This is a genomic window from Heliomicrobium gestii (assembly GCF_009877435.1).
In the GTDB taxonomy this organism is placed as follows: Bacteria; Bacillota; Desulfitobacteriia; order Heliobacteriales; family Heliobacteriaceae; genus Heliomicrobium; species Heliomicrobium gestii.
In genome coordinates this window covers 76,975-103,402 of record NZ_WXEX01000011.1, presented here as the reverse complement: position 1 = coordinate 103,402, position 26,428 = coordinate 76,975, and the positions used below count along the sequence as shown (strand labels likewise).

Below are 26,428 nucleotides of genomic sequence, written 5' to 3'. Positions count from 1 at the left end.
TTGCTCAGGGTGTCGATGGCGTCCTCCCCCTTGGGGCGGCGCTTTTTTTTTGCGCCTGCCAGTAGCTTGCGACCAGCAACAGCGAGAGAAAGGCGACAAAAGGGACGGTGGAGGCGTAGCGAAGAATCCCCCATTCCCACTCGAGGGCGGTCAGGTAGTTGGGCGCCAGGAAGCAGAAGACCACTGTCAATACGGCCATGGGCGGCACATAGGGTTGGTAGAAGGGCGCTCCGATCCCCCGAGCAAAGGCGATTGAACCGGCGTAAAGGGAGAGCGACATTTTAAATATGGACATGATCACCCAGATGAAGGTGAACAGCGCCTCGACGCGCTGCAGGTAGCGGCCGAAATAGATGTTGCGGGACAACTGAAAGAGCGGAAAACCGACGTTTTGCGTGTTTGTAGGGGGGAAGTTCAACGCATAGGCCAGAAGACCGAGAGCGAGCAATAAGACATTGAGAAAGGTTCCGTACCAGATCACCTGCCGGAACTGTTTGTTGCTGCGGAAGTGGGGAAAGAGGACCGTCAGGATGACGATTTCGAGAAAATAGGGCACCCGGTACAGCCCGCCCCAGAACAGTCGATCCAGGCCGGGACCGAAAAAAGGGGTGGCGAAAGAGGGTTCCCCGATGATGTAAGCGCTTCCCAGCAAAAGCAGGTATCCGCCCAGGGTGATGGGCAGGAGCAGGTAATTGGCCCGGCTGATCGATTCTGCGCCATGGTACGCGCCGAAGGCGATCGCGAAGACAAAGGGGATGATCAGGTACGACGCCGGTGACAGGGGAAGGATGGCGTCGTTGATCAGGGATACGAACTGGCGCAGGTAGTTGCCGGTGGAAAAGGCGAAGAAAATCGCCACAAACCACGCCAACAGCGTCGATGCCCACTGGCCCCAGAGTTTGCCCGGTATTTCTGTGAAGATCAGTTGCGGATGGTAGGCGCGCAGCCGGATGATCATCCACAGGATCGGCGACAGAAAGAGGTAACAGAATAAAGGAAGCAGGTACATGGCGCTCTCTCCGCTGGCGGCGAAATAGCGGGGGAGGCCAAGAAAAATGTTGGTGTCGAGGATCACCCAGAGCAGGAAAATGGCCTCGACGACACCGATGTGATCGGCCTGTTTCATGATGAACCGCCTGGCTTGGGGGAAGCCTTTGGCGGCCCCTTTTCCTTGACGCGAACACGGGCCGCCGGATTCCAGTCCCGTTGCAGGGGCGATTGGCGGGTTTTATCGACGGGGCGATTTTCAGCAGGCCGTTGGGACTGGCTGAAAATGGGTGGTCGCAGGATGACATCATCGCCGTGAGAACGGGCCGGGACGACGGGAGAGAGCAGCGGTACGCCGAGGGATTTCAAGGTGACCAGGTGAAAGGCCAGGATCGTCGTCGTGAGGGCGATGCCGAAAAGGCCCCATAAGGAAGCGGCGAGGACAAAGAGCAGGCGCAGGAGCCGGATGCCGTACAGCAGATCGTAGGATGGGATGATGAAGACCGCCAGGGCCGTGACAGACATGAGGACGACGAGGACTGGCGAGATCAGGCCCGCTTCGACTGCTGCCTGGCCGATGATGATGGCGCCGACGATGCCGATGGTGGGGCCGATCTGCTTGGGGATGCGGATGCCGGACTCGCGAACCAGTTCAAGGGCGAACTCGAGAAAAATGATTTCAGCGAGCACGGGAAAGGGCACTCGTTCCCGTGCGGCGGCCGTGGACAACATCAGTTCTGTCGGCAGCATCTCAGGGTGGTAGGCGGTGACGGCGATATACAGTCCGGGGAGCAAGATGGTGATCAGTGTGGCGATAAAGCGGATGATCCGGGCGAAGGCGCCGTAGGGCCAGCGCAGGTACATGTCTTCCGGCGATTGCAGCAGGCTCCAAAAGGTCACCGGCGCGACGAGGGCGTAGGGGCTGCGGTCGAGCAGGACCGCCACAGCGCCGTCGGCCAGCGCAGCAGCGACACGGTCAGGTCGTTCCGTGATCATTTGCTGGGGCAGGAAGGCGTTGGGGCTGTCTTCCACATACTGGGCCAGCAGGCCGATGTCTTGAATGGCGTCGACGTCGATCGCCTCGATGCGCCGCCGCATCTCCCGCACCAGCGCCGGATGGGTCAACCCGGCCACGTAAATGAGGCTGTAGCGGATCTGCGCCAGTCGGCCGACGAAGCCGATCTCGGTCAGCAGCCGGCTGCTGCGCAAGCGGGCGCGCAGGAGGCCGATGTTGCTGTCGATGTTTTCGTTGAATGCCTCATGGGGGCCGCGCACGACGGCCTCGGTGACCGGCTGCTCCACGCCGCGCCCTGGTATGGATGCCGCTTCGAACATCAACGCTTCTGACTCGCCTTCTACAAAAAGCGCCACATGGCCGTTGATCAGGGCATGGATGACGGCGCCTTTAGTGGGCAACGGGGAAATCTGACCCACCGATGTGGTGAAGCGGGTGGCGAGGGCGTTCAGAAGCGAACTCTTGATGGAGGAAACCTCAGCGGCTGAAGAAAATGGGGCATCCCTCGCGCCGTCTTCGATGGGGCCATCAAAAGGCATCACCAGCGGGGTGATCACCATATCGCTCAGGTGTTCATTATTGACTTGGCTCTGGAAAAAGACGAGCAGCGCCGGGACCGGCTGTGGCAGCCCCAGCGTCACGTGGCGCAGTCGCAGGTCTGGATTGAGCCGGATCGTGAATTCACGGGACAGCCATCGCCGGATCTCGCAAAGCCCTGCCGGTATCCCTTCGTCCGGGGATGTCGCCGCAGCGCTATTTCCGTGCCCCTTGTACTTGATGGGGCCGCTGGTGGCGCCCTGTTTGCCTGTGTCTGCTTTGGGTTTCGGAAAATGCCGTGAAAGGGCCGGGGCGTAGAGGCTGCTTGTGGAAAGCCGCTTGTTGGCCCCAGCGTTCTCCCTTTGCTGCGCCAACCACTTGTCATAAGGGGAGAGAGAAAAGGACTTTTTCATCATGGGTGGATCGACCCGCAGCAGTTTCTTGAACGGCTGCCAGTTAAACGGCGACATCCTGTTCCTTCTTCCTCCCCAACGGTATCCTTCACCGGTAGTCTTTGAGAATCCCTGTTCCCTCTATGCAAGTTTCCTTGGGGGCGCATTTTGTAGAGCATGCCTTCTAAAAAAAATCCACCGCCCCTCGTAACGATGGGCGGTGGATGATAAGCACTCCTATTTCAGTTAAAGCGGTTCGCCAGAATCGAAAGAACCTGTTACCCCTTCTTCCCCATGAATTCCTTCATGAATTCCGCCAGAGCGACACAGCCTTCACGGGGCATGGCGTTGTACGTGGAGGCGCGCATGCCGCCGACGGAACGGTGACCTTTCAGGCCGATGAGGCCGGCTTTCGTCGCTTCGGCGGCGAAGGCTTTTTCCAGCTCTTCACTGGGCAGGGTGAAGGTGATGTTCATGGTGGAACGGCTGTCCTTGTTGGCGTGGCCTTTGTAGTAACCGTTGCTGCCGTCGATGACATCGTAGATCAGCGCCGCTTTCTCCACGTTGTGTTTTTCCATGGCGACCAAGCCGCCCTGGGCTTTGACCCAGCGCAGGACCAGGTTGAGCATGTAGACAGAGAAGCTGGGCGGTGTGTTGTAGAGGGAGTTGTTCTTGGCGTGGATGTCGTAGCGGAGCATGGTCGGCAGTTTGGTCGAGGCTTTCTCGATCATGTCCTGGCGGATGATGACGACGGTGACGCCGGAGGGGCCGAGGTTTTTCTGGGCGCCGGCGTAGATGAGGGCGAACTTGTTGGCGTCAAAGGGTTTGCAGAGGATGTCGCTGGACATGTCGGCGATGAGGGGAATGTCGCCGAAGTCGGGGAAGCTCTGCCACTGGGTGCCGAAGATGGTGTTGTTCGAGGTGATGTGCGCGTAGGCAGGCGCCTCGCTCAGTTGGATCTCGTCGGCCTTGGGGATGCGGACGTAGTTGCCTTCCTGAGTGGTGGCGGCCACATGGGTCTGGCCGAACTTTTGCGCTTCTTTCATTGCTTTTTCCGACCAACTGCCGGTGAGGATGTAGTCGGCTGTTTGGCCGGCGCCCAGGAAGCTCATGGGCACCATGGCGAACTGGGTGCTGGCGCCGCCCTGGAGGAAGAGCACCCGGTAGTTGTCACCGAGGCCAAGCAGTTCCTTCAAGGTGGCTTCCGCTTCATTGTTGATGGCCTCATATTCTTTGGACCGGTGGCTGATCTCCATGACCGACATGCCGGTCCCTTTATAGTTCAGCATCTCCCGTTGGGCTTCTTCGAGGACAGCCAGGGGCAGGGTGGCGGGACCGGGGTTAAAGTTGAAAACGCGCTCCATCTGTCAAATTAGCTCCTTCCGTTATGTAAAGTGGGGGGATAGACATTTTTATCTATTATAGCCTGTCCGTCCGTGGTATACAATGTTTGCGACACAAAAACGTTTTCCGGGAGAGTTAAAAAATGTTATTGAATCTCCGGCGCCGGACCGCCATATATGAGGAGCTTTAAAACGAAAAAACCGGCCTGAACAGATTTCTCAGACCGGATCCCCAAAAAAGTTACGCCTGACCTTGGACGGATTCTCGCTTCGTCTCGACGAAACGGAGGCTGGCGGCGTTCCATTCAAAGCGGATTTTTTCTCGTTCTTCCTTCTCCAGGTTGTACTGGGTGGGCATCTTTTTCGGGTCGCCGGGAATGGCGTAGTGGGAAACGGTCCGATCGACGACGATCACGCCGGGCGCTGGGATAGAGAAGCGGTTTTCTTCCTTGACGCGGTGCCAGAAGATGCCCTTTGGCTGATCCCAGGCGTCATGCCAGAAGTACTCGCTCTGCTGGACATGGGAAAAGACCTGCTGGAAGGCGTTGTTTTCGTCGAGGCGGAAGATGCGTTTCCAGGTGGTCTCCTCGAAACCGCCGGTCCGGTTGTCGTAGTATTCTTCGACAGAGATCCCTTTTTGAGCGAGTCCCGGCAGGTCGACCGTGGACAGGCGATGGACCGACGCCAGGTCTTTCGATAGGCCGATCAGCCGCCCGTCGGCTTTTTGCAGGCCTGCCAGGAAGCCTTTGTTTTTGCCCGCATTGATGCCGAGGATGATCTCCTCGCCGTCAAGGGGGGAGGCGTCCACCTCCAGCCGCAGGACGCTGGTCGGTGTGAGCGTCTCCCACCCCTTGGCTTGCAGGGCTCGCCGCACCAGTTCCCCTTCGTCGGGAAGCTGTTGAAAGTTAAAGGCCGGCAAGCTCGGCGCGTTGGCGAAGATGTAGACGACGGCGATGAGCAGGGTGACCAGGCCGAACAGCAGAGAAGACTTGCGGCGCATGGCTATCACCTCCTTGAATCTTTGTATCGTATGCAGGCCCGGCGAAAGGGTGATTGCGCCGCCGGGCGTCGCTTTGAAGTCCTGTGGCGATTTTGGTAAAATGATTCTGGCGTCCATCGTTGCCGGAAGTCAGCGCGAGGTGGGCGGAAAACTGGAGGGAGTATCATCATGCTCGTTGATTATCATGTTCACGCCATGGGCCATGGCACATCCCAGCATACGGTCGAGGAGATTTCCGCCTACCTGGAAACGGCGCGGCTGCGCGGCGTCGCCCAGGTGGGTTTCGCCGACCATGACCGCTACCTCGACGAATATGATGTCGAGGCCGTCCGCGAAGCGGCGTTAAAATTTCCGGACGTGCAGGTGCGGTTAGGGGTGGAGATCGATTATATCCGCCACGCCGATAGGGAACTCCAGGCGATGACATCGCGGTATCCCTTCGATTATGTGATCGGTTCGGTCCACAAGATCGAAGACTGGGATTTTGACTGCATCGAGTTTAAGGATCGTTATGACCGGTGGGAGATGGACGACCTCTACGGCACCTACTTTGACCATGTGCGGGAAGTCGCCGAAAAAGGGTTGTTCAGCTTCATCGGCCATCTGGATCTGATCAAGATTTTTAATTTCCGCAGCCGGCGGCCGATCGTGGAGTTGGCCGAGGAAGCGCTCCAGGCGATCCGCCGGGCGGGATTGCCTTGCGAGATCAACACGAACGGCTTGAACAAACCCGTCGCCGAGATGTATCCCCAGCGCTCCTTGTTGGAACGCTGCTTTGAACTGGCCATTCCGATCGTGCTCAGCTCAGACGCTCACTTCGCCCATGAAGTCGGGCGGGACTTGGACAAAGCCCGCGATCTGGCCTGGTCTGTCGGCTATCGCCAGGTGGCCACCTTCCATCGCCGCCGGTGCATCATGGAGAACTTATAAAAAGGCATCCCCGGGAGCGGGGCGTACATAGACCTAAACCGATGATCCGAAAACGACGGATGCGGGGTGAGGTCTGTGCGTGTCTACATATCGGCTGATCTGGAAGGGGTGGCCGGCGTCGTATCGCCGGGTCAATTGATGTCCGGACCGGCTTATGAGGAGGCTTGCCGCTGGATGACGGCGGAGGTGACCGCGGCCGTCCGGGGCGCCCAACGGGCCGGCGCCCTTCAGGTGATGGTGAATGACGCCCACGAGTCGATGACCAACCTGCGCTTGGAGGAATTGCCCCCTGGCGTTGAGGTGATCAGCGGCAAGCCGAAGGCGCTGGGCATGATGTGCGCCATCGACGAGGGGTGGGATCTGGCGTTTTTGCTCGGATGCCATGCCCGGCAGGGAAGCGGCGGCCTGTTGAGCCACTCCTACAGCGCCGCGACGATTGCCCGGTTGCGCTTGAACGGGTGCGAGGTGGGTGAAGTGGGCTTCAACGCCGCCCTTGCCGGTGGCTGTCATGTGCCGGTGGGGCTTGTCACCGGCGATGCGGCGGCGGCAGCCGAGGCGTTGGAACTGTTTCCGGCCATTCGGACGGTGGCGGTGAAGTGGGCCTGCGGACGCCAGTCGGCTCGCACACTGACGCCCGGCGAGGCCTGCCGGCGCATCGAAGCGGCGGCGGCGGAAGCGGTGGCGGCGACGGTGGCGAAAAAGGCAAACGACGCAGGTGTTGCATCAACGGCAGGAGCCCCTTCAGGCACAAGGGACGTGATTCCCGCCGGCGCGATTGCTTCCTGGCCGCCGCAGCCACCCTATACGCTGGAGGTGGAGTTCACTTCGCCCGTCATGGCCGATGCCGTCGCCTACATGCCCATGACCCGCCGTGAGGGTCCCTGCCGGATCGTGATGGAACAGGCGGAACTGCCGGCGCTGTTTCGGGCCTTTCAGGCGATGTTGACGATCGCCGGGGCCGTGGCGCCCTGAAGGCTGTTGTGCTGGAATCATCTTTTTGAAACAACCGGGCGGAAGCGAGGTGCGGCTGTGGAGAACCATGGGAACCAAAGGGCGCCCGAAGAGATGGCGCCGGCCGATGTGCTGGTCATCGGCGCCCATCCGGACGATGTGGAACTGGGTGTTGGCGGCACCGTTGCGCTGGCCGCCAACCAGGGATTGCAGGTGGTCATCGTCGATTTGACGGAAGGGGAGATGGCGTCGAGCGGAACCGTCGTGGCGCGGCGCGCCGAGGCCAAGGAGGCGGCGGAGGTCCTCGGCGTCCGGGAACGGATCAACTGTCGTTGGGAAGACGGCGGCCTCAGCGATCCGGCGCAGTGGCGGCGGCGGGTGGAAGAGCTGGCGCTTTTGCTGCGCCGCTACCGCCCCCGGTTGGCGCTGGCGCCGCAGGGGCCTGACCGCCATCCCGACCATGAGGCGGCAGGACGTCTGGCTCGGGAAGCCCTCTTTTACAGCGGCCTGAAAAAATTCGGCGACCCGGAGCTGGCGCCCTGGCGACCGAAGCGCTTCTTGGCCTACCGCATCAACGGCGCCCTTGACGGCCTGTCTGCCTATAGCGTCGATGTGAGCGCCGTCTATGACCGGAAGCAGGCGGCCCTCGCCTGTTTCCAAAGCCAGTTTTTCCGGGAACAGCGGGAAACCCGCCAGGCCTTGAACGTGCCCGACCTTCCCGCCCTTTTGGAGGCGCGCGATCGCTACCTGGGCGGGATGATCGGAACGGCCTATGCGGAACCCCTGTACCCGGATGGCCCCATCCGGATCGGGCGCCTCGACGCCTTATGGGAGTGAGGAAGCCATGAACATCGGCATCGTCTGTTATCCTTCCTACGGCGGCAGCGGCGTTGTCGCCTCGGAGTTGGCCCGCCAACTGGGCCGGCGGGGCCACCGCGTCCACGTCTTTTCCTATGAAACGCCCTTTCGCCTGGCCCACTTTGAGGCGAATGTCTTCTTTCATGAGGTGGAGGCGCCGGATTACCCGCTCTTTCGCTTCCCGCCCTACCTGCTGGCGCTGGCCGCCAAGATCGTTGAAGTGGCCCGTGAGGCCGACCTGCAGGTCATTCACGCCCACTACGCCGTCCCTCACACGGCGGCGGCCTATCTGGCCAAACAGATGCTGGCCGGTGAGCGTCGCCTGCCGGTGCTGACGACGATGCATGGCACCGACATCACCCTTGTCGGCAGCGATCCCCAGTTTTATGAAGTCACCCGTTTTTCCCTGGAGGCGAGCGACGGCGTGACGGCTGTGTCGCGAAGCCTGGCTGAGGAGTCGGCAGAGACCTTCCGGTTGAGCCGCCTTCCCCGGGTGATCCCCAACTTCGTTGACGCCGACGAGTACCGTCCGCGAAAGAACCCATCCCTGCGCGGCTGCTTCTCCCGGCCGGGCGAAAAGATCCTCTTGCATATCTCCAATATGCGTCCCGTTAAGCGAGTCGAGGATGTGATCCGCATCTTTGCCCGGGTTCACGAGCAGGTTCCGTCGCGGTTGCTCCTGGCCGGAGACGGCCCTGACCGCTTGGCGGCGGCCCATCTGGCAGAAACACTGGGCTTGCAGGAGCGCGTCTGTTTTCTCGGTCGCCAGGACAACGTGGCGGAGATCTTTCCGTTGGCCGATCTGTTCTTATTGCCGTCGGCCAAGGAATCTTTCGGTCTCGTGGCCCTGGAGGCGATGGCCTGTCAGGTGCCGGTCATCGCCAGCGATGCGGGCGGTCTGCCCGAGGTGATCGAGCAGGGCGTTACCGGCTACCTGGCGCCGGTGGGCGACGTGGAAACGATGGCCCGCTACGCCGTCCGGCTGCTCTCCGATGAGCAAGCATACGCCGCCATGGCGCGGCAGGCCCGCGAAAGGGCGGTGCAGCGTTTCCACACCGATCCGATCGTCGATGCATATGAGGCCTATTACGGGGAAATCTTGAATACGCCTTGACAAGCATCCATTCTCGCGATAGGATAAATATACACATAATAGTAATCATTACTGCGCATGGAGGTGAACAATATGGCGATTTACAAGTGCGCCAAATGTGGCGAGGTTATTGACAAGCGTTGCAAGCCCGGCAAGTGCCCCAAGTGCGGCGCTCCCAAAGATGAACTGATCAAACAAGAGGGCCAGGCGTCCGGCGGGAATTGCTGCGGTTGATCCCCAAGGGTGACCAAGATTGAAAATTCCTTCTCCTGAAGGGCTATACCGGGCGGACAAGCGTCCATTCGACACTGGCGAGCGCTTGTGACTTGATGGGAGCAGTGTCCCTTGGTTATACTTGAATAGTGAAGGAAGAGAACAAGCAGGGAAGTTGACCCTGCTTTTCTCATGAGGAGGAACCGGGAAGATGGCAAAGGTGTATTTCGTCTCGCCGAGAGCGAAAGCGGGCAAAGGGCTCGTGGACAAGCTGCGCCGGCTGATCAAGGCGGCGGGAACGGTCGACGGTGTGGAAAAAGGCGAACTGGTGGCCATCAAGATGCATTTTGGGGAACGGGGCAACACAGCCACGATCCGGCCGCCCTTCGTCGGCGCCGTCGTCGACGAGGTGCGGCGCAAGGAGGCGCGCCCCTTTTTGACCGATTCGAACACCCTCTACCGGGGATCCCGTTCGAACGCCGTCGACCATATGGACACGGCCATGGAGAACGGCTATTCCTATGCGACGGTGAAGGCGCCGGTCATCATCGCCGACGGGTTGAACGGGAAAGAGTACCGCAACGTTCCCATCGAGGGGAAGCGTCTCAAGGAGGCCAAGATCGCCGCCATTCCCCTTGACGCCGATGGGATGATCGTGCTGAGTCACTTCAAGGGCCATGAGATGACCGGCTTCGGCGGAGCGATCAAGAACCTGGCCATGGGCTTGGCTTCCCGCTCCGGCAAACTGGTTCAGCATCAAGACGTAAAGCCTGAAGTCAATGACAAGTGCAAGGTCTGCGGCAAATGCGTCCACTGGTGCCCTGTCGACGCCATCTCCCTGGGGGAGAGGGCCGTCATCGCCGGTGAGCGCTGCATCGGTTGCGGCGAGTGCACCGTCACCTGTCCCCACAAGGCCATCGCCGTCAATTGGAACACCGATGTGGGATTGTTGCAGGAAAAGATGGCCGAATACGCCTACGCTGCAGTGAAGGAGAAGCGGGAAAAGGGCAAAGTGACCTTCATCAACTTCGTCCTTGATGTGTCTCCCGAGTGTGACTGCTGTTCATGGAGCGACGCCCCCATTGTTCCCGACATCGGCATCTTGGCCTCGGACGATCCCGTCGCCTTGGACCAAGCCTGCTACGATCTGGTCAATCAGGCGCCGGGGTTGCGCGACGGCCGCCTCGGCGACGCCGGGCAAGGGGAACCGCATGCGGGCGTCGACAAGTTCCGCATCGTTCATCCTTCTGTCGATGGCGCCATCCAACTCCGTCACGCCGAGGAGATGGGCCTGGGCAGCCGGACCTATGAGTTAGTGCGGTTGGGCGAGTAACGGTTTCTTTCCTTGCTCTAGGTTCGATGGCGTGAGGCAGCCTGCAAGAGAGGGAAAAACCCCTGTTGACAATGAATCTCAATCACGATATGCTAATAGTAATAGATATCAGATTGGATTCTTTATGTCCTCTCTGGAAGGGTGGGAATGCCATGGGCGCCATCGGACCACGTATGACACGACAAAAATCGCTCGTTTTAGAAATCGTTCAAGGCACGACCTGTCATCCTACCGCCGATTGGGTCTACCAAGAGGCGCGCCAGCAGATCCCCGACATCAGCCTCGGTACGGTGTACCGCAACCTGAACGCGCTGGTTCAACAAGGCCTGATCCGGGAGATGACCTATGCCGGCGCCAGTTCCCGCTATGACGGCAACGTGGAGAACCACTGCCATTTTATCTGCGAGAACTGCCAGGGCGTCTTTGACATCTTCATCGAACCGCCGGAGCCATGGGTTCGGCAGGCCGAGGAGAACAGCGGCCATGATATCAAGGGGCACCGGATCGAATTTTTCGGCCGCTGCGCCGAGTGCCGTAAAGCGGTCAGCATGTGACCGGGACGATCCTGTTTCACTGCTGAGCGCGCAAGAACATAGGGCGATTGGGAGCGCGAAAAACCGCCGGAGGTCTATCTCCGGCGGCTTTTTTTGTTTTTTCCCTGATTTTAACTCATGGCAGCGCCATCTCTTGCTATAATGGAAAATGGCGATTTCAATTCATTGTTAGGAGGAAGATGCAATGGCCACGAGTCTGCCGGAGCGGTATGACGAGGATTATATTGGTGTGCTGGTCCGCGATCCCTACCACATCTTCATCTACTGGGAATTGACAGAAGCGATGCGCATACGAGTTTTACATAATTGGGGTCTTGGTCCCGATACGCCTTGCCGCCTGCGGCTGGAGCGGGAGGAGGGCAACCGATGGGTGACGGAGTACCTGGCAGAACTGCCGCCTGGCACTGAAAATTGGTACATCAACGGCATGGCCTCCGGGGAGTGCTATCGCGCCCAAATCGGCGTGCTTACCCCTGCCGGACAGTTCATCGTCATCTTGGCCTCGACGACGATCCATGTGCCGCCTTCCGGGCAGGCGAAGGGCCGGCCTGGCCGCGCCATGGCCATCTCCGGCGGGATCCGGCCCGTCGCCCTGGAAGACCTGGCCGATCGGTTGAACATCGAAGCGGGCGAGGCGACCGTAAGCTCCTTCTCGCTCTATCAGGGAGAAAGCGAAAGGGGGCCGTCTCATGACCGGTAAAGGCTGCTGGGCGCTGGTGCTCCATGCGCACCTTCCCTATGTGAGGCATCCGGAAAAGCCGGAGTACATGGAGGAGCGCTGGCTCTTCGAGGCGCTGACCGAGTGTTATCTGCCGCTCACTGAATCGTGGCTGCGCCTTCGCCAAGAACAGGTGCCTTTCCAGGTCACCTTCTCGGTGACCCCATCGCTGGCGGCCATGCTGACCGACAGTCTACTGCAGCAGCGCTACCTGCGCTATTTAGACAAGATGCTCACCCTGGCCGCCCAAGAACAAGAACGAACCGAAGGCGACAAGGACTTTGCGCCTCTGGCCGCCATGTATCGGGAAAAACTCGAGACCTGCCAGCGCCTCTTTCGCGATGATTGGAGCGGCCGGATCACCGACGCCTGGCGCTCGCTGGCCGAATCGGGCCATCTCGACCTCTGGACCTCGGCGGCCACCCACGCCTTTTTGCCTTATGCGTCGGAAGGGAGTTGGCGGCCTCAGATCCGGACGGGGATTAACCAGCACAAAGCCATCTTCGGCATGGCCCCCCACGGCTTCTGGCTGCCTGAATGCGCCTACGCCCCCGGGGTGGAAAAAGTGCTCGCCCAGGAGGGGGTCTGCTGTTTTGTCGTCGACAACGGCACCTTCCAGCGGGCGCTGCCCGAACCGGCCAGCTTCTACCAGCCGCTCCAGATCGGTCATCAGGTTTCGGCCTTCGCCCGCGATCCCGAGACGTCCCATCAGGTCTGGGACAAAAAAAGCGGCTATCCCGGCGATTACGACTACCGCGAATTTTACCGCGACATCGGCTATGACCTGCCCTTTGCGACGGTCGCGCCTTACCTGGATACGGACGTGCCCGCCGATACGGGCTTCAAGTATTACCGCATCACCGGAAATACTGATCACAAGGAACCCTACCGGCCCGACTGGGCCATGGGCAAGGTGAATGCCCACGCCGATAACTTTGTCCGCAACCGCTGCGCCCAGGTGGAACACCTGAGCAAGACGATGGCGGAACCGCCCATCGTGCTGTCGCCTTATGACGCGGAACTCTTCGGCCACTGGTGGTATGAGGGCCCTGCTTTTCTCGAAGCGGTGCTGCGCCGGATGGCCGCGCCCGATTCCCTTGTCGTCGCTTCGACGCCGCGACGCTACCGGGAGGCCCATGGCCCCGGGCCGGCGGGCCGCATCGCTTTCAGCACCTGGGGCGAGGATGGCTTCGGCAAAGTCTGGTTGAGCGAACAGAACGACTGGATCTACCGGCACCTGCACCGGGCGGAAAAAGAGATGGTCGCCCTGGCCCAGGCCTTCCCTGTGGCCGAAGGCGAGACGGGACGCGCCCTGAACCAGGCGGCGCGGGAACTGATGCTGGCCCAGTCCAGCGACTGGCCCTTTATCATGTACACGGGAACGACGGTGGAATACGTCACCCGCCGTTTGAACGAGCATCTGCGGCTCTTCTGGTCGTTGGCCCGCTCCTTGCGCGAAGGCAAGGTCGACGAGGCGTCCCTCACTGAGGCGCAATGGAAGCACCCCCTCTTCGCCGAAATCGATTATCACGATTATGTCCGCTTCAATCGCCCCTCCGCCCCGGCGGCGCCTTTTGTCCAGACCGAACCGGTCTGGATGTTGACCTGGGAATACCCGCCCCGCGTGGTGGGCGGTCTGGGACGGGCTGTGGCCGATCTGAGCAAGGCCCTCGTCGCCCAGGGCGTTCCGGTGACGGTGTTCACCTGCGCCGTCCCCGGCTGCGCCGAACGGGAGACCGTTGACGGCGTCACGATCATCCGCCTGCCTGTGCCTGGCGCGCCTCAGGAAGCCGATTTCCTCGATTGGGTCTACCGTTTCAATATGGCCCTAGTCTCCGGCGTGATGGCGGAAACCGCTGCCGGCCTGCCCGCTGTCATCCATGCCCATGATTGGCTGGTCGGCCTGGCGGCCCGGGAAATCCGCAAACAAACGGACATCCCCCTGGCGGTGACGATCCATGCGACCGAGCATGGCCGCCAGCGCGGCCTCTGGAACGACCTGCAGCGCAGCATCCACCGGGCGGAGGCGGAACTGGTGGCCGCCGCCGACGGGCTGATCGCCTGCTCTGATTACATGACCCGTGAGGTGTCCTTCCTCTTTGACGCCCCCTGGAACGAGATCTGCACCATCCCCAACGGCGTCGATCCGGCCAACGTGGCGCCCGTTCCCGGTGAGGGCAAGCCCCTGGAGGCCTTTTGTCAGCCCGGTGAAGAGATCATCTTCCATGTCGGGCGTCTGGTGACGGAAAAAGGCGCTCCGGTCTTGGTCGAGGCCATGCCGTCGGTGCTGCGCCGTCGCCCCCAGGCGCGCCTGATCATCGCCGGCAAAGGCCCCTTATTGGAGTCGTTGAAGGGACGGGCGGCGGCGCTGGGCGTGAGCGAGCGGATCACCTTCGCTGGTTTTGTCGATGACAACACCCGCAACCGTCTGCTCACGTCTGCTGAGGCGGCTGTCTTCCCCAGTCTCTATGAGCCTTTTGGCATTGTGGCGCTGGAAGCGATGGCGGCGGGAACGCCGGTTATCGTCGGCGATGCCGGCGGGCTCGGCGAGATCATCCGCCACGGAGAAAACGGTCTCAAAGTCCCCCCCGGTGATGCCGAGGCGCTGGCCGATGCGATCGTCCGGGTGCTGGCCGACCGTGACGGCGCAGCGGCGATGGTTCGAGAGGCCTTGCGGGAAGTGGACGAGATCTACGGTTGGGATACCGTGGCCGAGCAAACGGTCTGCCTGTATAGGCAGGCGACGATCAAGCGGTTGACCGCCGGCGCCGTCACCGAGGCGGCCAGTTAGGATTCCCGGCCCCCTTCCAGAGGATTTCCGCCCCCGCGTGTCTAACTGGATGATACCGAGAATCCCTCCATCATCGAAGGGGAAAGGCGGGTTCATGCCCGGTGGCCATTGGTGGAAATCGTAAAAAAAACAACCCCTGGGGGGACAGCCCCCCTTTGGGGATCGAAAAAAGGGATCAACAGCGGCTTGAAGACTTGACAGGGCGCAGCGGAGAGCGGCAGGAGGCAGAACGGCCTGATGCGGGGGACGATGATGAAGCAGCGTCCCCGGCCTCCCGGTCGATCAGCCGCCGCCGCGTCTTCATCGGCGCCCTGGCGGCGGTGACGGCCAGTCTGGCAGGCTGGTTTGGCAGTCGCCAACTGAATGCCGAAAAGCCCTTGCCTGCCCTTGCGCCGGCTGCAGGGCTGCCCGAACGGCGGCTCGACCTGGCGCGGATGCGCAGCCATGTGGCGGTGCTGTCCCAGCCGGATTGGCAGGGGCGTCTCGCCGGTGGACGCGGGGCGGTGCAGGCCGGCGAGTATGTGGCCCAACTGTGGGAAAAGTGGGGAATCCAGCCAAAAGGGGAAGGGGGAACCTATTTCCAAACCTTCCCCGTTCCGTCGTTTTCTTTGATCAATGTGAACGGGCGTATGCGGCTTGCGCCACAGGCAGGAGGCGGGGGAACGGCGGACAACCTGATCGGCTACATCCCCGGACGGGATCCTCGCCTGCGCAATCAGGTCGTGGCCCTGTCGGCCCACTACGACCATCTGGGCCTTTGGGACGGTTCGCTCTACCCCGGCGCCAACGACAACGCCTCCGGGGTGGCCGTGTTGCTGGAGATCGCCTGCGCCGCCATCCAGACACCACCGCAATGCAGTCTCGCTTTTTTCCTGTTTTCCGGCGAAGAGGGCGGTCTGATCGGGTCCAAATATTATGTGGAACATCCGACGATTCCCTTGGAGGATATGATCGGCCTGATCAACCTGGATACCGTCGGAAACGGGGAAGAGCGTGATTTTATCTGTTGGCTCCCCGACCGCCTTCCCTGGCTGGGCGTCCTCGATGAGACGGCCAAGGATGCCGGGGTGCGCCTCTATCCCCAGGATCACGGCAGCCACAACAGCGATCACCAATCCTTTGTCGATAAAGGGGTGCCGGCGATCTCTGTGCTGTCAGCCAGTTGGCTCGAGGGGAACCATACGCCCCAGGACGGCGTGGCCATGATCCGACCGGAGAAGCTGGCGCGGATTGCCGATTGGAGTTGGCGGGCCATGTACAGCTTGGCCGAGACGGCAGGGAAAAGGGGCGGATAAAATGGAACGCTACATCAAACAAATTCGCTTCAGCCCTTTCGGTGAAGCGGGGCAGCGGCGATTGGACGATTCGACGGTGCTGATCGCCGGCGTGGGCGCCCTGGGAACCCACTTGGCCAACAGCCTCGCCCGGGCCGGTGTGGGCAAGCTGGTCCTGGTCGATCGCGATTTTGTGGAGCTGTCGAACCTGCAGCGGCAGATTCTCTATGATGAGGCCGATGTGACGGCCATGATCCCGAAAGCGGTAGCGGCCAAAGCGAGGTTGCAGGCCATCAACAGCGAGATCGAGGTGGAGGCTGTCGTGGCCGACATTCACTGGGCTAACCTGCCCCGCCTGCTCGAAGGGGTGGATCTCGTTCTCGATGGCAGCGACAATTTCGACCTGCGCTACCTGCTCAACGACGCCTGTGTCCAGGCAGGCATCCCCTGGATCTACGGCGGCGTGACGGGGGCCCACGGGATGGCCATGGTCGTCCGGCCCGGACAGGGACCCTGCCTGCGCTGCCTGATCCCATCACCGCCGCCGCCCGGATCAGTCCCCACCTGTGACATGGCGGGCATCCTAGCGCCGGCGATCCAGATGATCACCGCCTTTCAGGCCGTCGAGGCGATGAAAGTGCTGGCGGGGCGGGCGGAAGAACTGGCAGGTGGACTTTTTTCCGTCGATCTCTGGGACAACCGCTATGACCTGATCGATCTGTCCCAGGCGCGCCGCGACGACTGTCCGGCCTGCCAGCGGAGGGAGTTTCCCTTTCTCTCTGGCCGGGAAGAGATGCAGGCGACCCCCCTCTGTGGCGCCAACGCCGTTCAAGTCACGCCGGCTCGGCCGGCCGAATTGGATCTGGAGATGATGGCGGGGCGGTTGTCCGGAGCGGGGAAGGTGGAGATCACCCCCTACCTGCTTCGCTTTTCCTCGGCCGAAGGGGAGATGGTGCTCTTCCGCGATGGCCGGGCGATGATCCGGGGAACCCAGGACCCGGTCCAGGCAAAAGCGGTCTACACGCGCCTGATCGGCGCCTGATCGGATAGAATAAGACGCATCATGCGGATAGAATAAGACGCATCATGATGAAGGGAATGGCGGCATTGGACTGGATAGTGGGCATCACAGGAGCGAGCGGTTCCATTTATGCCTTGCGGCTGATCGAGGCGATGGGCGAGTTGGGGATGCACCCGCATCTTGTCGTTTCCGAGGCCGGTGAGCGCGTCCTCCGGGAGGAGACGGGAAAATCCCTCACCGAGGTTGCCGAAGGGTGTCGCCTCCATGACGTGGGCGATGTGGGCGCATCGATCGCCTCAGGCTCCTTTCCGGCGGCAGGCATGATCGTCATCCCCTGCTCGATGCATACGGTGGCCGCCATGGCCCTTGGCCTCGCTGACAACCTGCTGACGCGGGCCGCCGATGTGACCTTAAAAGAGGGGCGGCCCTTGATCGTCGTGCCGCGCGAGACACCGCTTCACCTGATCCATTTGGAGAACCTGCGGCGGTTGGCTCAGGCGGGGGCGCGGATCGTGCCGGCCATGCCGGCCTTCTACCACCGGCCCACGACGATGAACGAACTGGTCGATTTTGTGGTGGGAAAGGTCTTCGATCAGGCCGGCATCGCCCACCAACTGTTTCGGCGATGGGGAGAGAGCGATTGATCCCTGGGAAAAACAAATCAAATCGCGAGTAGGACCAGAGGACTCCGGCACAGGACCGGGGTCCTTTCTTTTGGTTTAAAGCTAGTTTTTTCCTCAATCCCGGCAGGAAAACCGGGCGATGTGTGGAATGGAGTGGTGTGAAGTGGTAGAAAAGTGGTTTAAAGTGGTGGAACAGACCTATGTTCATGGGGGAATACCAGCACGCTATCGATCCGAAAGGCCGGTTGTTTGTGCCGGCCCGCTTGCGGGAGTCCCTGGGCGAGGCCTTTGTGGCCACCAAGGGGCTTGATGGCTGTTTGTTTGTATACCCCAAGGACGAATGGAAACAATTGGAAGAAAAGCTGAAAGCGCTGCCTTTCACGAGATCCGATGCCCGGGCCTTTCAACGTTTCTTTTTTTCCGGCGCCGGTGAATGTGAAGTGGACAAACAGGGCAGAATACTGGTTCCCGCGCACCTGCGCGAACATGCCGGGCTCGAAAAGGACGTCGTCATCATCGGCGCCGGCGCTCGCGTGGAGATCTGGAGTCAGGAGCGTTGGAAAGCCTATAACGAACAAGCGGCGCCATCCTATGAAGAAGTGGCCGAAAAACTGATCGATTTTGACCTGTAGGTTGACCGGGCCGGTCCGGCTTTCGGCGACGGGTCGCCGATCACTGGACGGAGGTTCACCTTGATGGTTTTTCATCACATCCCCGTGTTATTGCATCAGGTGCTGGAGGTGCTGCAGCCCCGTTCCGAGGGAATCTACCTCGACGGAACGGTAGGCGGCGGCGGCCACAGCGCGGCGATCTTGGCGAAAATGGCGGGGCGAGGGAGGTTGATCGGACTTGATCAGGATCCGGCAGCCCTGGCGGCGGCCGGACGCAATCTGGCCCCTTTTGGCGATCAGGTGACACTGGTGCGGTCTAACTTTCGCCGTGTCGGCGCCGTTGCCGATGAACTGGGACTGACAGGGAAGATCGATGGCATTTTGCTGGACATCGGTGTCTCATCCCATCAACTGGATGAGGCAGAGCGAGGGTTCACGTACCGGACAGATGCTCCCCTTGACATGCGAATGAACCCCGAGAGCGCCTTGACAGCGGCGAAGCTGCTTAATGAAGCGCCGGAAGGGGAGATCGCCCGCATCCTCCGCGACTACGGTGAAGAGCGGTGGGCAAAACGGATCGCCCAGTTTATCGCCAATCGCCGGGCGGAAAAACTCCTGGAGCGGACAGGCGAGCTGGTCGATATCATTCGCGCCGCCATCCCGGCGGGTGCGCGCCAGGAAGGAGGACACCCGGCGAAGCGCACCTTTCAGGCCTTGCGCATCGCCGTCAACGATGAGTTGGGGGCCCTCGAAGAGGCGCTGCCGGCGGCCTTGGGCGCCCTCGCGCCGGGCGGCCGTTTAGTCGTAATCAGCTTTCATTCCCTGGAAGACCGCATGGTCAAGAACTTTTTTGCGGAACAGGCGAGAGGTTGCCTTTGTCCGCCAGACTTCCCCGTTTGCGTTTGCGGAAACCAGCCGAAGGTGAAGATCATCACCCGAAAACCGCTGGTTGGCTCCGACGAGGAGATGGAGGCCAATCCCCGCGCCCAGAGTGCGAAGCTGAGGGCAGCCGAGAAGGTAGGATAACGAGGGTTGTTCTAGTGGACGAGGAGGTAGCATAGGTTTGAAACAAGCCACCGCCCGTGTGCTCGACCATTTCGAGGATGTACGGCCGGCATCGCCTCCGCCTGTAGAGCCGAAAGTCGTCCCGAAGGTAAAGGTCAGCGGAAAAAACAAGCGGCAGGTTGTCACCGCTGCGCTGTTGTTGATGACCTGCGCGCTTGCCGTGGTTTCTCAATATGCCGCCGTGGCGGTACAAGCGAAAACAGTGAACCAACTGCGTGACGATTTAACCAAGGAGAAAAACGCTCTTGACCGCTTGCGCGTCGATGTGAACCGGCTCAAGTCGCTGGAGCGCGTGGAAACGATGGCCGTTACGAAACTGGGAATGCAGGCGCCGACTTATGACAAGGTGCTTGCCATCTCGGCGGTCAATGGGACAGCCAAAACCGGCGCCTCTCCGGCAGTGGATGGGACCCATCAGGGGGCACAAAAATCCGGAGAGGAAAGAGCGCAGGCAGCCGTCAAGGAAGCAGAAGAGGCGCCTGTGGGCGATAATCCCTTTGTCGCCGCCGTAACCCGTCTTTTTCACCGCATCACCTTTGGCATGCTCTAGTTCTAGGGGGCGGAAGCCTCTTGCTCATGATGAGAAATTGATCCTATAATGGTAGGCGTGGACGGTCGGGCCCGTGTGTCCAGGCAGTTCCTCCCGGGATTGACCTGGGAGGTTTTGGCTTTTTTGGGTAATAAGGGGAGGATAACGTGTTCGCCACACCGGTACAGGTGCGCAAACGGACAACCCAGGTTTTTTTACTGATCACCGTACTGGTCGGCATCCTGATCCTGCGCCTCTTCTGGGTGCAGGTCGTGAACGGCGCATTTTACTCTGCCAAGGCGGAGGAGGTTCGCCTTCGTGATCTGCCGGTGGAAGCGAAGCGGGGAACCATCTATGACCGCAACATGAATTCCCTTGCCGTGTCGGTAAGTGTCGATTCTGTCGTCGCCAACCCGCAAGAAGTGCGTGCGACCACTCGGGAACGGGAAATCGCCCATGAACTGGCTCGCGTCCTTGAGATGGACGAAGAGAAGGTCTTCAAACTGATCACGCAGCCCAATGTCGGTTTTGTCTGGGTCAAACGGAAAGTGGAGCCCGAAAAAATCGACCAATTGCGCAATTCGACGGTGAAGCTGTCCGGTATCGACTATATCCCGGAAAGCAAGCGTTATTATGAAAAGGGCAAGCTGGCCTCCCACATCCTGGGGATCACCGATACGGACGCAAGGGGCCTCGAAGGGCTGGAACTGCGTTTCGACGAAGAACTGCGAGGGTTGCCGGGCAAGCTGATCGCCGAGTATGACGCTCGCAACCGCGAAATGCCGCAGGCGGAGCACGCCTTCATCCGTCCTGTTGACGGGCATAGCCTCGTGCTGACGATCGATGAGACGATCCAGTACATTGTGGAACGGGAACTGGATAAGTTGGAACGAGAACGGAAGCCGAAAGGCGCCACCATCATCGTGATGGATGTGAAGACCGGCCGGATTCTGGGCATGTCCAATCGACCCACCTATGACCCGAACGACCGCGCCAAATCGACTGACGCTACTCGCCGCAGCCGGGCGATCAGCGACGTCTATGAACCGGGTTCTACGTTTAAAATCGTCACGGCCAGCGCCGCCTTGGAAGAGGGAGCGGTCAAAGAGTCGGACCGTTTTTTTGACCCCGGTTACGCCATCGTCGGCGATCGCAAGGTCGCTTGCTGGAAAGACGGCGGTCACGGCGCCCAGTCCTTTACCGAGGTGGTGCAGAACTCCTGTAACCCTGGCTTTATCCAGATCGGCATGAATCTTGGCCTACCCAAGTTCTATAACTACCTCAAAGCATTCGGTTTCGGCCAACCGACGGGAATTACGCTGAACGGGGAAGCGTCCGGCATTTTGGTGCCCGAGAAGACAGCCAAACCGATCGATTTGGCGACCATGTCCATCGGCCAGGCCAACGCGGTGACCCCGATCCAACTGATCACGGCCGTGTCGGCGGTGGCCAACGGCGGGAAGCTGATGAAGCCGCAACTGGTGGAAAAAGTTCTTGACGCCCAGGGTTCTGTGCTCAAGACCTTTGAACCAGAGGTTGTCCGCCAGGTCGTCTCAAAGGAGACAGCGGAAAAGGTCAACCTGATCCTGGAGAAGGTCGTATCCAAGGGCACCGGCGCCAACGCCTATATCGAAGGCCAACGGGTGGGCGGCAAAACGGGAACGGCCCAGAAGATCAAACCGGGCGGCGGTTATATGGAAGGGGAGTATGTGGCTTCTTTCGTCGGCATCGCGCCTGCGAACGATCCGGCCATCGCCTGTCTCGTTGTCGTTGACGCGCCCCAGGGAGAGCCCCATTTCGGCGGTCTCGTGGCGGCGCCGATCTTCAAGGCTGTTGTGACCGATGTGATGCGCCATCTGGGGATTCAACCCCAGGTTCTCCCCTCTGAGCTTCCAGCGGTTGCAGCCGACGGTTTGAAGGAAATCGCCGTCCCGCAGGTCACCGGCCTTAGTGAGGACGAAGCGGAACAGCGGGTCATGCGTGTCGGTCTGAGTGTGGCGACGGAAGGATTCGGCGGCCGTGTCGTCAATCAGTCTCCCCGTCCCGGCGAAAAGGTGGCGCCCCAGACGGCAGTCATCCTCTATCTCGGTGAAGACGACAAAACGGCCCGGGCGGCGCCGGGGGAAGAAGTGGTCTGTCCCGATGTGACGGGCAAGGGGATTAAACAGGCCGGCGACTTGTTGGCCAAAGCAGGACTCTCCTTCGAGCCTGTCGGCAGCGGGCTGGCCAAGACGCAGAGTGTCAAGGCAGGGCGCAAGATCCCGGTGGGCACCGTTGTGCGCGTTGAATTTGCGCCGGTTGATGAAAGCGGTCCCTAATGGAACCCTTGCCCGAGGCAGTGCCGGCGGTGCGGTCGGACGGTGCGGATGAAAACAAAGCTTAACGGTAATGATTGTTAATAACAACCGTAATTTTCCATCGGTTGCCGCTGGTTTTATCTTTGGCGATTGCCATTCACCGGTGGCGAGAAGGTCCGGCAGGTGACACCGATGGGTAAAGGAGGGGAGCCCCCTTGGAACTGAAAGAGATCTTTGCAGATATTGAGGTATACGATTGCGGCTCTTCTGGGAATACAGCCGTCGCGCCGGTAGCCGGCGCGGCGGGCGACGATAGGCTTTTTCGACAAGAAATCTCGGGGCTCGCCTATGATTCCCGGCGGGTACAGCCGGGCTTTCTCTTTTTTTGTGTGCCTGGTCAAAAAACGGACGGTCATCGTTTCGCTGCCGACGCTGTGGCGCGCGGCGCTGCGGCGCTGGTGGTGGAGCGCTATGTGGACGCTCCTGTCCCCCAGATTCGCGTGCCCTCGACGCGAAAGAGTTTGGCCCTGGCCGCCCGAGCTTTTTATGGCAATCCCGCAGGTCGAATGCTCATGGTCGGCGTGACCGGAACGAACGGCAAGACGACGACGACCCATCTCGTCGAGGCGATTCTAACCGCTCAGGGGCGTCGTGTCGGCCTGATCGGCACCAATGGCAACCATTTGGGCGAAAAAACCTGGCCGGCCCAACGGACGACGCCCGAATCGCTCGACTTGCAGGCTTTGCTGGCCGAGATGGCCGCCGAGGGTGCTGACGCCGTCATCATGGAGGTATCGTCCCATGCGCTCGATCAACAGCGGGTGCTGGGCGTTGACTATGATCTGGCCCTGTTCACCAACCTGACCCAGGACCATCTCGATTACCACGAGACGCTGGAGCGGTACCGGGAGGCGAAAGGCATCCTCTTTCGCGGGCTCACCGGGGCCATGAAGAGCATCCGAGGGGTTGCTGCTTCCGGAACTGCTTCCTCACAGGGAGATTCCCATGAGGCATTCCTGGGTGGAGGGGGTAAAGGGGCGATCATCAACGCCGACGATCCGAACGCCGGTTTTTTCATGGCGTCCAGCGCGGCGCCGGTGATCACCTATGGCATTGACGCCGACGCTATGATCAAGGCGCGTGACTGGTCGGTCAGCCCCCAAGGCGTCGCCTGTGAAGTCCTTTATCCCGGCGGGCAGATTCGCCTGAATCTGCAACTGACGGGCCGGTTCAACCTTTCCAACGCTCTGGCCGCTTTTGCCGCCGGATGGGCCGCCGGGATCGCTCCGGCGGCAATCGCCAGCGCCCTCGGTTCGGTGGCTGGTGTGGCAGGACGGTTTGAGCGCATCGATCGGGGCCAGCCCTTCAGTGTCATTGTCGACTATGCTCACACGCCTGATGGCCTGGAAAACGTGCTGGTTACGGCCCGGGCGCTGGCAAAAGGGCGAGTGATCACCGTCTTTGGCTGCGGCGGCGACCGGGACCGGACGAAACGGCCCAAAATGGGCGCTGTGGTGGCCCGTCTCAGTGATGTGGTTGTGGTCACCTCAGATAACCCGCGCACGGAAGATCCCTGCCGCATCATTGAAGATATCCTGCCGGGGATTGAGGGGACTCCCGGCGTTACCGTCCATGTCGAGCCGGACCGGTCATCAGCGATCGCCCAGGCGCTGTCGCTGGCCCGTGAAGGTGATTTGGTCATGATCGCCGGGAAGGGTCATGAAACGTACCAGATCATGGGAGCGAAGATCATTCCTTTCGATGATCGCCAAATCGCCCATGCGTGTCTGAGGGGGATGGGGTATGATCAGCGCTGATCTTTCTCGCCTGGCCGAATGGATGGGAGGGCGGCTGATTGGGGATGGAGCGGCGCTCCTTTCCGGCTCAGCCGTCGTCGATAGCCGGCAGGTTGCGCCTGGCGATGTCTTTTTTGCGCTGCCGGGCGAAAAGGTCGACGGCCATGATTATGTGCCGGCGGCTTTGGCGGCCGGGGCCGCCGCCGCCGTTGTTCGGTGCTGCGATGATGACTGGATCGCCTCGCTTACGCCGGGACAGGGGCTGATCGTCGTCAAGGATGGCCTGCAGGCGCTGCAGGATTGTGCTCGCGCCTATCGTTCTCAACTGACGATTCCTGTCATTGCCGTTACGGGCTCGACGGGCAAAACGTCGACGAAGGATCTGTTGGCGGCTGCCATCGGCGCTCGTTTCGATGTGATGAAAAGTCCCGGCAATTTTAACAACGAGATCGGACTTCCCCTGACCCTGTCCGGTGTTCAAGAGCGCCATGAGGCGCTGGTGGTGGAGATGGGGATGCGCGGTGAGGGGCAGATCACCGCCCTTTGTGACATCGCCCGCCCCGTTGTGGGCGTCTTGACGAACATCGGACCTGTGCACATGGAACTGCTGGGAAGCATAGAGGCCATCAGTCGCGCCAAGGGCGAACTGCTGCGGTCGCTTCCTGCGCAGGGGACGGCGATCGTGAATGGGGAAGACCACCGCGCCGTAGCGGAGTCGTTGAGGTGCCGCTGTCCTGTTGTCTATGTGGCCACATCGGCGGAGGCCTTGGCCGAGGGGCTGCGCCGAGGCGGCGTCAATGCTGAAGCCACGGTTCAAGCGATCTGGGCAACGAAGGTGACATCCCGCGGTGAGCAGGGTTCTTGCGTCACCGGCGCGATCGGTTCGTTTATCCCCGGCCTGGCTGCCGGGAAGAGGGAGAGCGCTTTCGACTTTGTCCTGCCGCTGCCGGGACGGCATCAGGTGGCCAACGCCCTCTTGGCGATGGCCGCGGCGCGGGCGATCGGCGTTGCAACCGATACTGCCGCCGGCGGTTTGGCCCAGGCTCGCCTGTCTTCGCTGCGTTGGGAGACGCGAAGCCTTGACGGTGCGATGACATTGATCAATGACGCCTACAACGCCAATCCCGCCGCGATGACGGCAGCCCTGACGACAGCGGCTGAATTGGCCCGATCGAACCGGCTGGTTGCTGTTTTAGGGGACATGTATGAATTGGGTGCTGAGGCGCCCGAGCACCACCGGCAGGTAGGGCGCCGAGCGGCGCAACTCGCTGCCGGTCTCTTGGTCGCTGTGGGCGAACTTGGCGCCTACATCGCCGAGGGCGCTTTGGCAGCGGGCATGGCGAGGGAGCGCATCCACCGCTTTGCCGATGCGGAAACAGCAGCGGCGGCCTTGCCGGGATTGGTAAAGGAAAAGGATCTTATCTTAATCAAAGCGTCTCGAGGTATGCGGCTGGAGCGAGTGGCTCAAGCCCTTGCCGAAGCGCTGACAAACCCCTGAGGAGAACGTGAACGATGCAGACACAGGTGTGGGCCTTTATTGTCGCCGGCGCAGCCGGTTTGTTGATCGGTCCCTGGTTGATTCCTTACCTTCGCCGGCTCAAGTTCGGTCAGAGCATTCGCGAAGAAGGGCCAAAAGGACATCAACACAAGGCGGGGACGCCTACCATGGGGGGCCTTCTCTTTCTGATTGCCGTCCCGGTGGCTGTGCTTTCGACTACCGGTTTAACACCGGTGTCCGGAGTCCTTTTGCTCGGATTGATCGGTTTCGGACTTATCGGCTTTTTGGATGATTATATTAAAGTGGTAAAAAAACGCAACCTGGGTTTGCGGGCATGGCAGAAGTTTGCCGGTCAACTCGTTCTGTCATTGCTCTTGATCTACAGCGTTGTCCATGGAACGGACCGGGGAACGACACTCTACATACCGGGCTTCAATGCATGGTGGGACGCCGGGGCGCTTTACTACATTCTCGCCCTGCTGCTGATCGTGGGAACCACGAATGCTGTGAACCTAGCCGACGGTCTCGATGGCTTGGCTGCCGGTATGACCTTTTGGGTGGCGCTGGCCTTTACGGTTATCGCCTCGGCGGGGACGTCCGGCGCGACTGCCGCCTTTTCCGCCGCTTTGGCCGGCGGTTGCATCGGATTTCTGTTCTTCAACCACCATCCTGCCCGTATGTTTATGGGTGACACCGGTTCCTTGGCGTTGGGCGGCGCCGTGGCCACACTGGCGCTGCTGACCCGGACCGAGCTGATCCTTCCCATCCTCGGCGCTGTCTTTGTCGCCGAAACGCTTTCCGTGATCCTGCAAGTGGCGTCCTTCAAGCTGACAGGCAAGCGCATTTTCCGGATGAGCCCCTTGCACCACCACTTCGAGTTGGGCGGCTGGCACGAGACCACCGTCGTGTACACCTTCTGGGGCGCCTCGCTCATCTCCGCCTTCCTTGGCGTCCTGCTTGCCCTGCCGATCCGTTTTTAATGGTTTGACTGGAACTGCA

The 26,428-nt window shown here is 60.7% G+C and carries 23 protein-coding genes; 19 read left to right on the top strand and 4 right to left on the bottom strand.

The window, feature by feature from the left end:
- Window positions 1-4 precede the first annotated feature (4 nt).
- The 4 genes from GTO89_RS17430 to GTO89_RS13015 form a co-directional block, all read right to left on the bottom strand.
- The gene (locus GTO89_RS17430) at window positions 5-1,126 is read right to left on the bottom strand and encodes a GerAB/ArcD/ProY family transporter (protein ID WP_161262522.1); all 1,122 of its coding nucleotides are present in this window, start codon (window positions 1,124-1,126) and stop codon (window positions 5-7) included.
- Window positions 1,123-3,009, bottom strand: coding sequence for a spore germination protein (locus GTO89_RS13025; protein WP_161262521.1), 1,887 nt, complete (start codon window positions 3,007-3,009; stop codon window positions 1,123-1,125). The genes GTO89_RS17430 and GTO89_RS13025 overlap by 4 nt, the downstream gene beginning before the upstream one ends.
- 200 nt (window positions 3,010-3,209) lie before the next feature.
- Window positions 3,210-4,295 carry a 3-phosphoserine/phosphohydroxythreonine transaminase gene (gene serC / locus GTO89_RS13020; RefSeq protein WP_161262520.1) on the bottom strand — a complete coding sequence of 362 codons (1,086 nt, stop codon included), beginning with the start codon at window positions 4,293-4,295 and terminating at the stop codon, window positions 3,210-3,212.
- Window positions 4,296-4,515: 220 nt separating this feature from the next.
- The gene (locus GTO89_RS13015) at window positions 4,516-5,274 is read right to left on the bottom strand and encodes a hypothetical protein (RefSeq protein WP_161262519.1); all 759 of its coding nucleotides are present in this window, start codon (window positions 5,272-5,274) and stop codon (window positions 4,516-4,518) included.
- A 168-nt stretch (window positions 5,275-5,442) separates the two neighbouring features.
- Here GTO89_RS13015 and GTO89_RS13010 point away from each other — a divergent pair, with 168 nt between their 5' ends.
- From GTO89_RS13010 to mraY, 19 genes are all read left to right on the top strand, one after another.
- Window positions 5,443-6,204 (top strand): histidinol-phosphatase HisJ family protein, encoded by a 762-nt coding sequence (locus GTO89_RS13010; RefSeq protein ID WP_161262518.1) that lies wholly within the window; start codon window positions 5,443-5,445, stop codon window positions 6,202-6,204.
- A 75-nt stretch (window positions 6,205-6,279) separates the two neighbouring features.
- On the top strand, window positions 6,280-7,176 hold the full coding sequence (locus tag GTO89_RS13005; RefSeq protein WP_161262517.1) for a M55 family metallopeptidase: 897 nt from the start codon (window positions 6,280-6,282) through the stop codon (window positions 7,174-7,176).
- Between the two features lie 57 nt (window positions 7,177-7,233).
- A complete protein-coding gene (gene bshB1, locus GTO89_RS13000) occupies window positions 7,234-7,992 on the top strand; it encodes a bacillithiol biosynthesis deacetylase BshB1 (protein ID WP_161262516.1) in 759 nt (252 codons plus the stop codon).
- 7 nt (window positions 7,993-7,999) lie between these two features.
- Complete coding sequence (gene bshA, locus GTO89_RS12995) at window positions 8,000-9,127, top strand: N-acetyl-alpha-D-glucosaminyl L-malate synthase BshA (protein WP_161262515.1); 1,128 nt, start codon at window positions 8,000-8,002, stop codon at window positions 9,125-9,127.
- Between the two features lie 72 nt (window positions 9,128-9,199).
- Window positions 9,200-9,340 (top strand): RCKP-type rubredoxin-like domain-containing protein, encoded by a 141-nt coding sequence (locus tag GTO89_RS12990; RefSeq protein ID WP_161262514.1) that lies wholly within the window; start codon window positions 9,200-9,202, stop codon window positions 9,338-9,340.
- 190 nt (window positions 9,341-9,530) lie between these two features.
- On the top strand, window positions 9,531-10,652 hold the full coding sequence (locus GTO89_RS12985) for a DUF362 domain-containing protein (RefSeq protein WP_161262513.1): 1,122 nt from the start codon (window positions 9,531-9,533) through the stop codon (window positions 10,650-10,652).
- Between the two features lie 152 nt (window positions 10,653-10,804).
- Entirely contained in the window at window positions 10,805-11,206 is a 402-nt protein-coding gene (locus GTO89_RS12980) for a Fur family transcriptional regulator (RefSeq protein ID WP_161262512.1), read from the top strand.
- A 184-nt stretch (window positions 11,207-11,390) separates the two neighbouring features.
- Window positions 11,391-11,906: a DUF4912 domain-containing protein gene (locus GTO89_RS12975; RefSeq protein WP_161262511.1), complete on the top strand. Its 516-nt coding sequence runs from the start codon at window positions 11,391-11,393 to the stop codon at window positions 11,904-11,906.
- On the top strand, window positions 11,896-14,715 hold the full coding sequence (locus GTO89_RS12970; protein WP_161262510.1) for a 1,4-alpha-glucan branching protein domain-containing protein: 2,820 nt from the start codon (window positions 11,896-11,898) through the stop codon (window positions 14,713-14,715). The genes GTO89_RS12975 and GTO89_RS12970 overlap by 11 nt, the downstream gene beginning before the upstream one ends.
- A gap of 155 nt (window positions 14,716-14,870) precedes the next feature.
- Window positions 14,871-16,010, top strand: coding sequence for a M28 family peptidase (locus GTO89_RS12965; protein ID WP_161262509.1), 1,140 nt, complete (start codon window positions 14,871-14,873; stop codon window positions 16,008-16,010).
- A gap of 1 nt (window position 16,011) precedes the next feature.
- Window positions 16,012-17,031, top strand: coding sequence for a ThiF family adenylyltransferase (locus GTO89_RS12960; RefSeq protein ID WP_161262508.1), 1,020 nt, complete (start codon window positions 16,012-16,014; stop codon window positions 17,029-17,031).
- A 56-nt stretch (window positions 17,032-17,087) separates the two neighbouring features.
- The gene (locus GTO89_RS12955) at window positions 17,088-17,654 is read left to right on the top strand and encodes a UbiX family flavin prenyltransferase (RefSeq protein ID WP_161262557.1); all 567 of its coding nucleotides are present in this window, start codon (window positions 17,088-17,090) and stop codon (window positions 17,652-17,654) included.
- 179 nt (window positions 17,655-17,833) lie between these two features.
- The gene (gene mraZ / locus GTO89_RS12950) at window positions 17,834-18,265 is read left to right on the top strand and encodes a division/cell wall cluster transcriptional repressor MraZ (protein WP_161262507.1); all 432 of its coding nucleotides are present in this window, start codon (window positions 17,834-17,836) and stop codon (window positions 18,263-18,265) included.
- A gap of 63 nt (window positions 18,266-18,328) precedes the next feature.
- The gene (rsmH, locus tag GTO89_RS12945) at window positions 18,329-19,270 is read left to right on the top strand and encodes a 16S rRNA (cytosine(1402)-N(4))-methyltransferase RsmH (protein WP_161262506.1); all 942 of its coding nucleotides are present in this window, start codon (window positions 18,329-18,331) and stop codon (window positions 19,268-19,270) included.
- Window positions 19,271-19,307: 37 nt separating this feature from the next.
- Window positions 19,308-19,859 (top strand): FtsB/FtsL family cell division protein, encoded by a 552-nt coding sequence (locus GTO89_RS12940; RefSeq protein ID WP_161262505.1) that lies wholly within the window; start codon window positions 19,308-19,310, stop codon window positions 19,857-19,859.
- 146 nt (window positions 19,860-20,005) lie between these two features.
- A complete protein-coding gene (locus tag GTO89_RS12935; protein ID WP_161262504.1) occupies window positions 20,006-22,156 on the top strand; it encodes a stage V sporulation protein D in 2,151 nt (716 codons plus the stop codon).
- 194 nt (window positions 22,157-22,350) lie between these two features.
- Window positions 22,351-23,952 (top strand): UDP-N-acetylmuramoyl-L-alanyl-D-glutamate--2,6-diaminopimelate ligase, encoded by a 1,602-nt coding sequence (locus GTO89_RS12930; RefSeq protein ID WP_161262503.1) that lies wholly within the window; start codon window positions 22,351-22,353, stop codon window positions 23,950-23,952.
- Window positions 23,939-25,429, top strand: coding sequence for a UDP-N-acetylmuramoyl-tripeptide--D-alanyl-D-alanine ligase (locus GTO89_RS12925; protein ID WP_161262502.1), 1,491 nt, complete (start codon window positions 23,939-23,941; stop codon window positions 25,427-25,429). Before GTO89_RS12930 ends, GTO89_RS12925 begins: the two co-directional genes overlap by 14 nt.
- A 14-nt stretch (window positions 25,430-25,443) precedes the next feature.
- On the top strand, window positions 25,444-26,409 hold the full coding sequence (mraY, locus tag GTO89_RS12920) for a phospho-N-acetylmuramoyl-pentapeptide-transferase (protein ID WP_161262501.1): 966 nt from the start codon (window positions 25,444-25,446) through the stop codon (window positions 26,407-26,409).
- Window positions 26,410-26,428: the final 19 nt, after the last annotated feature.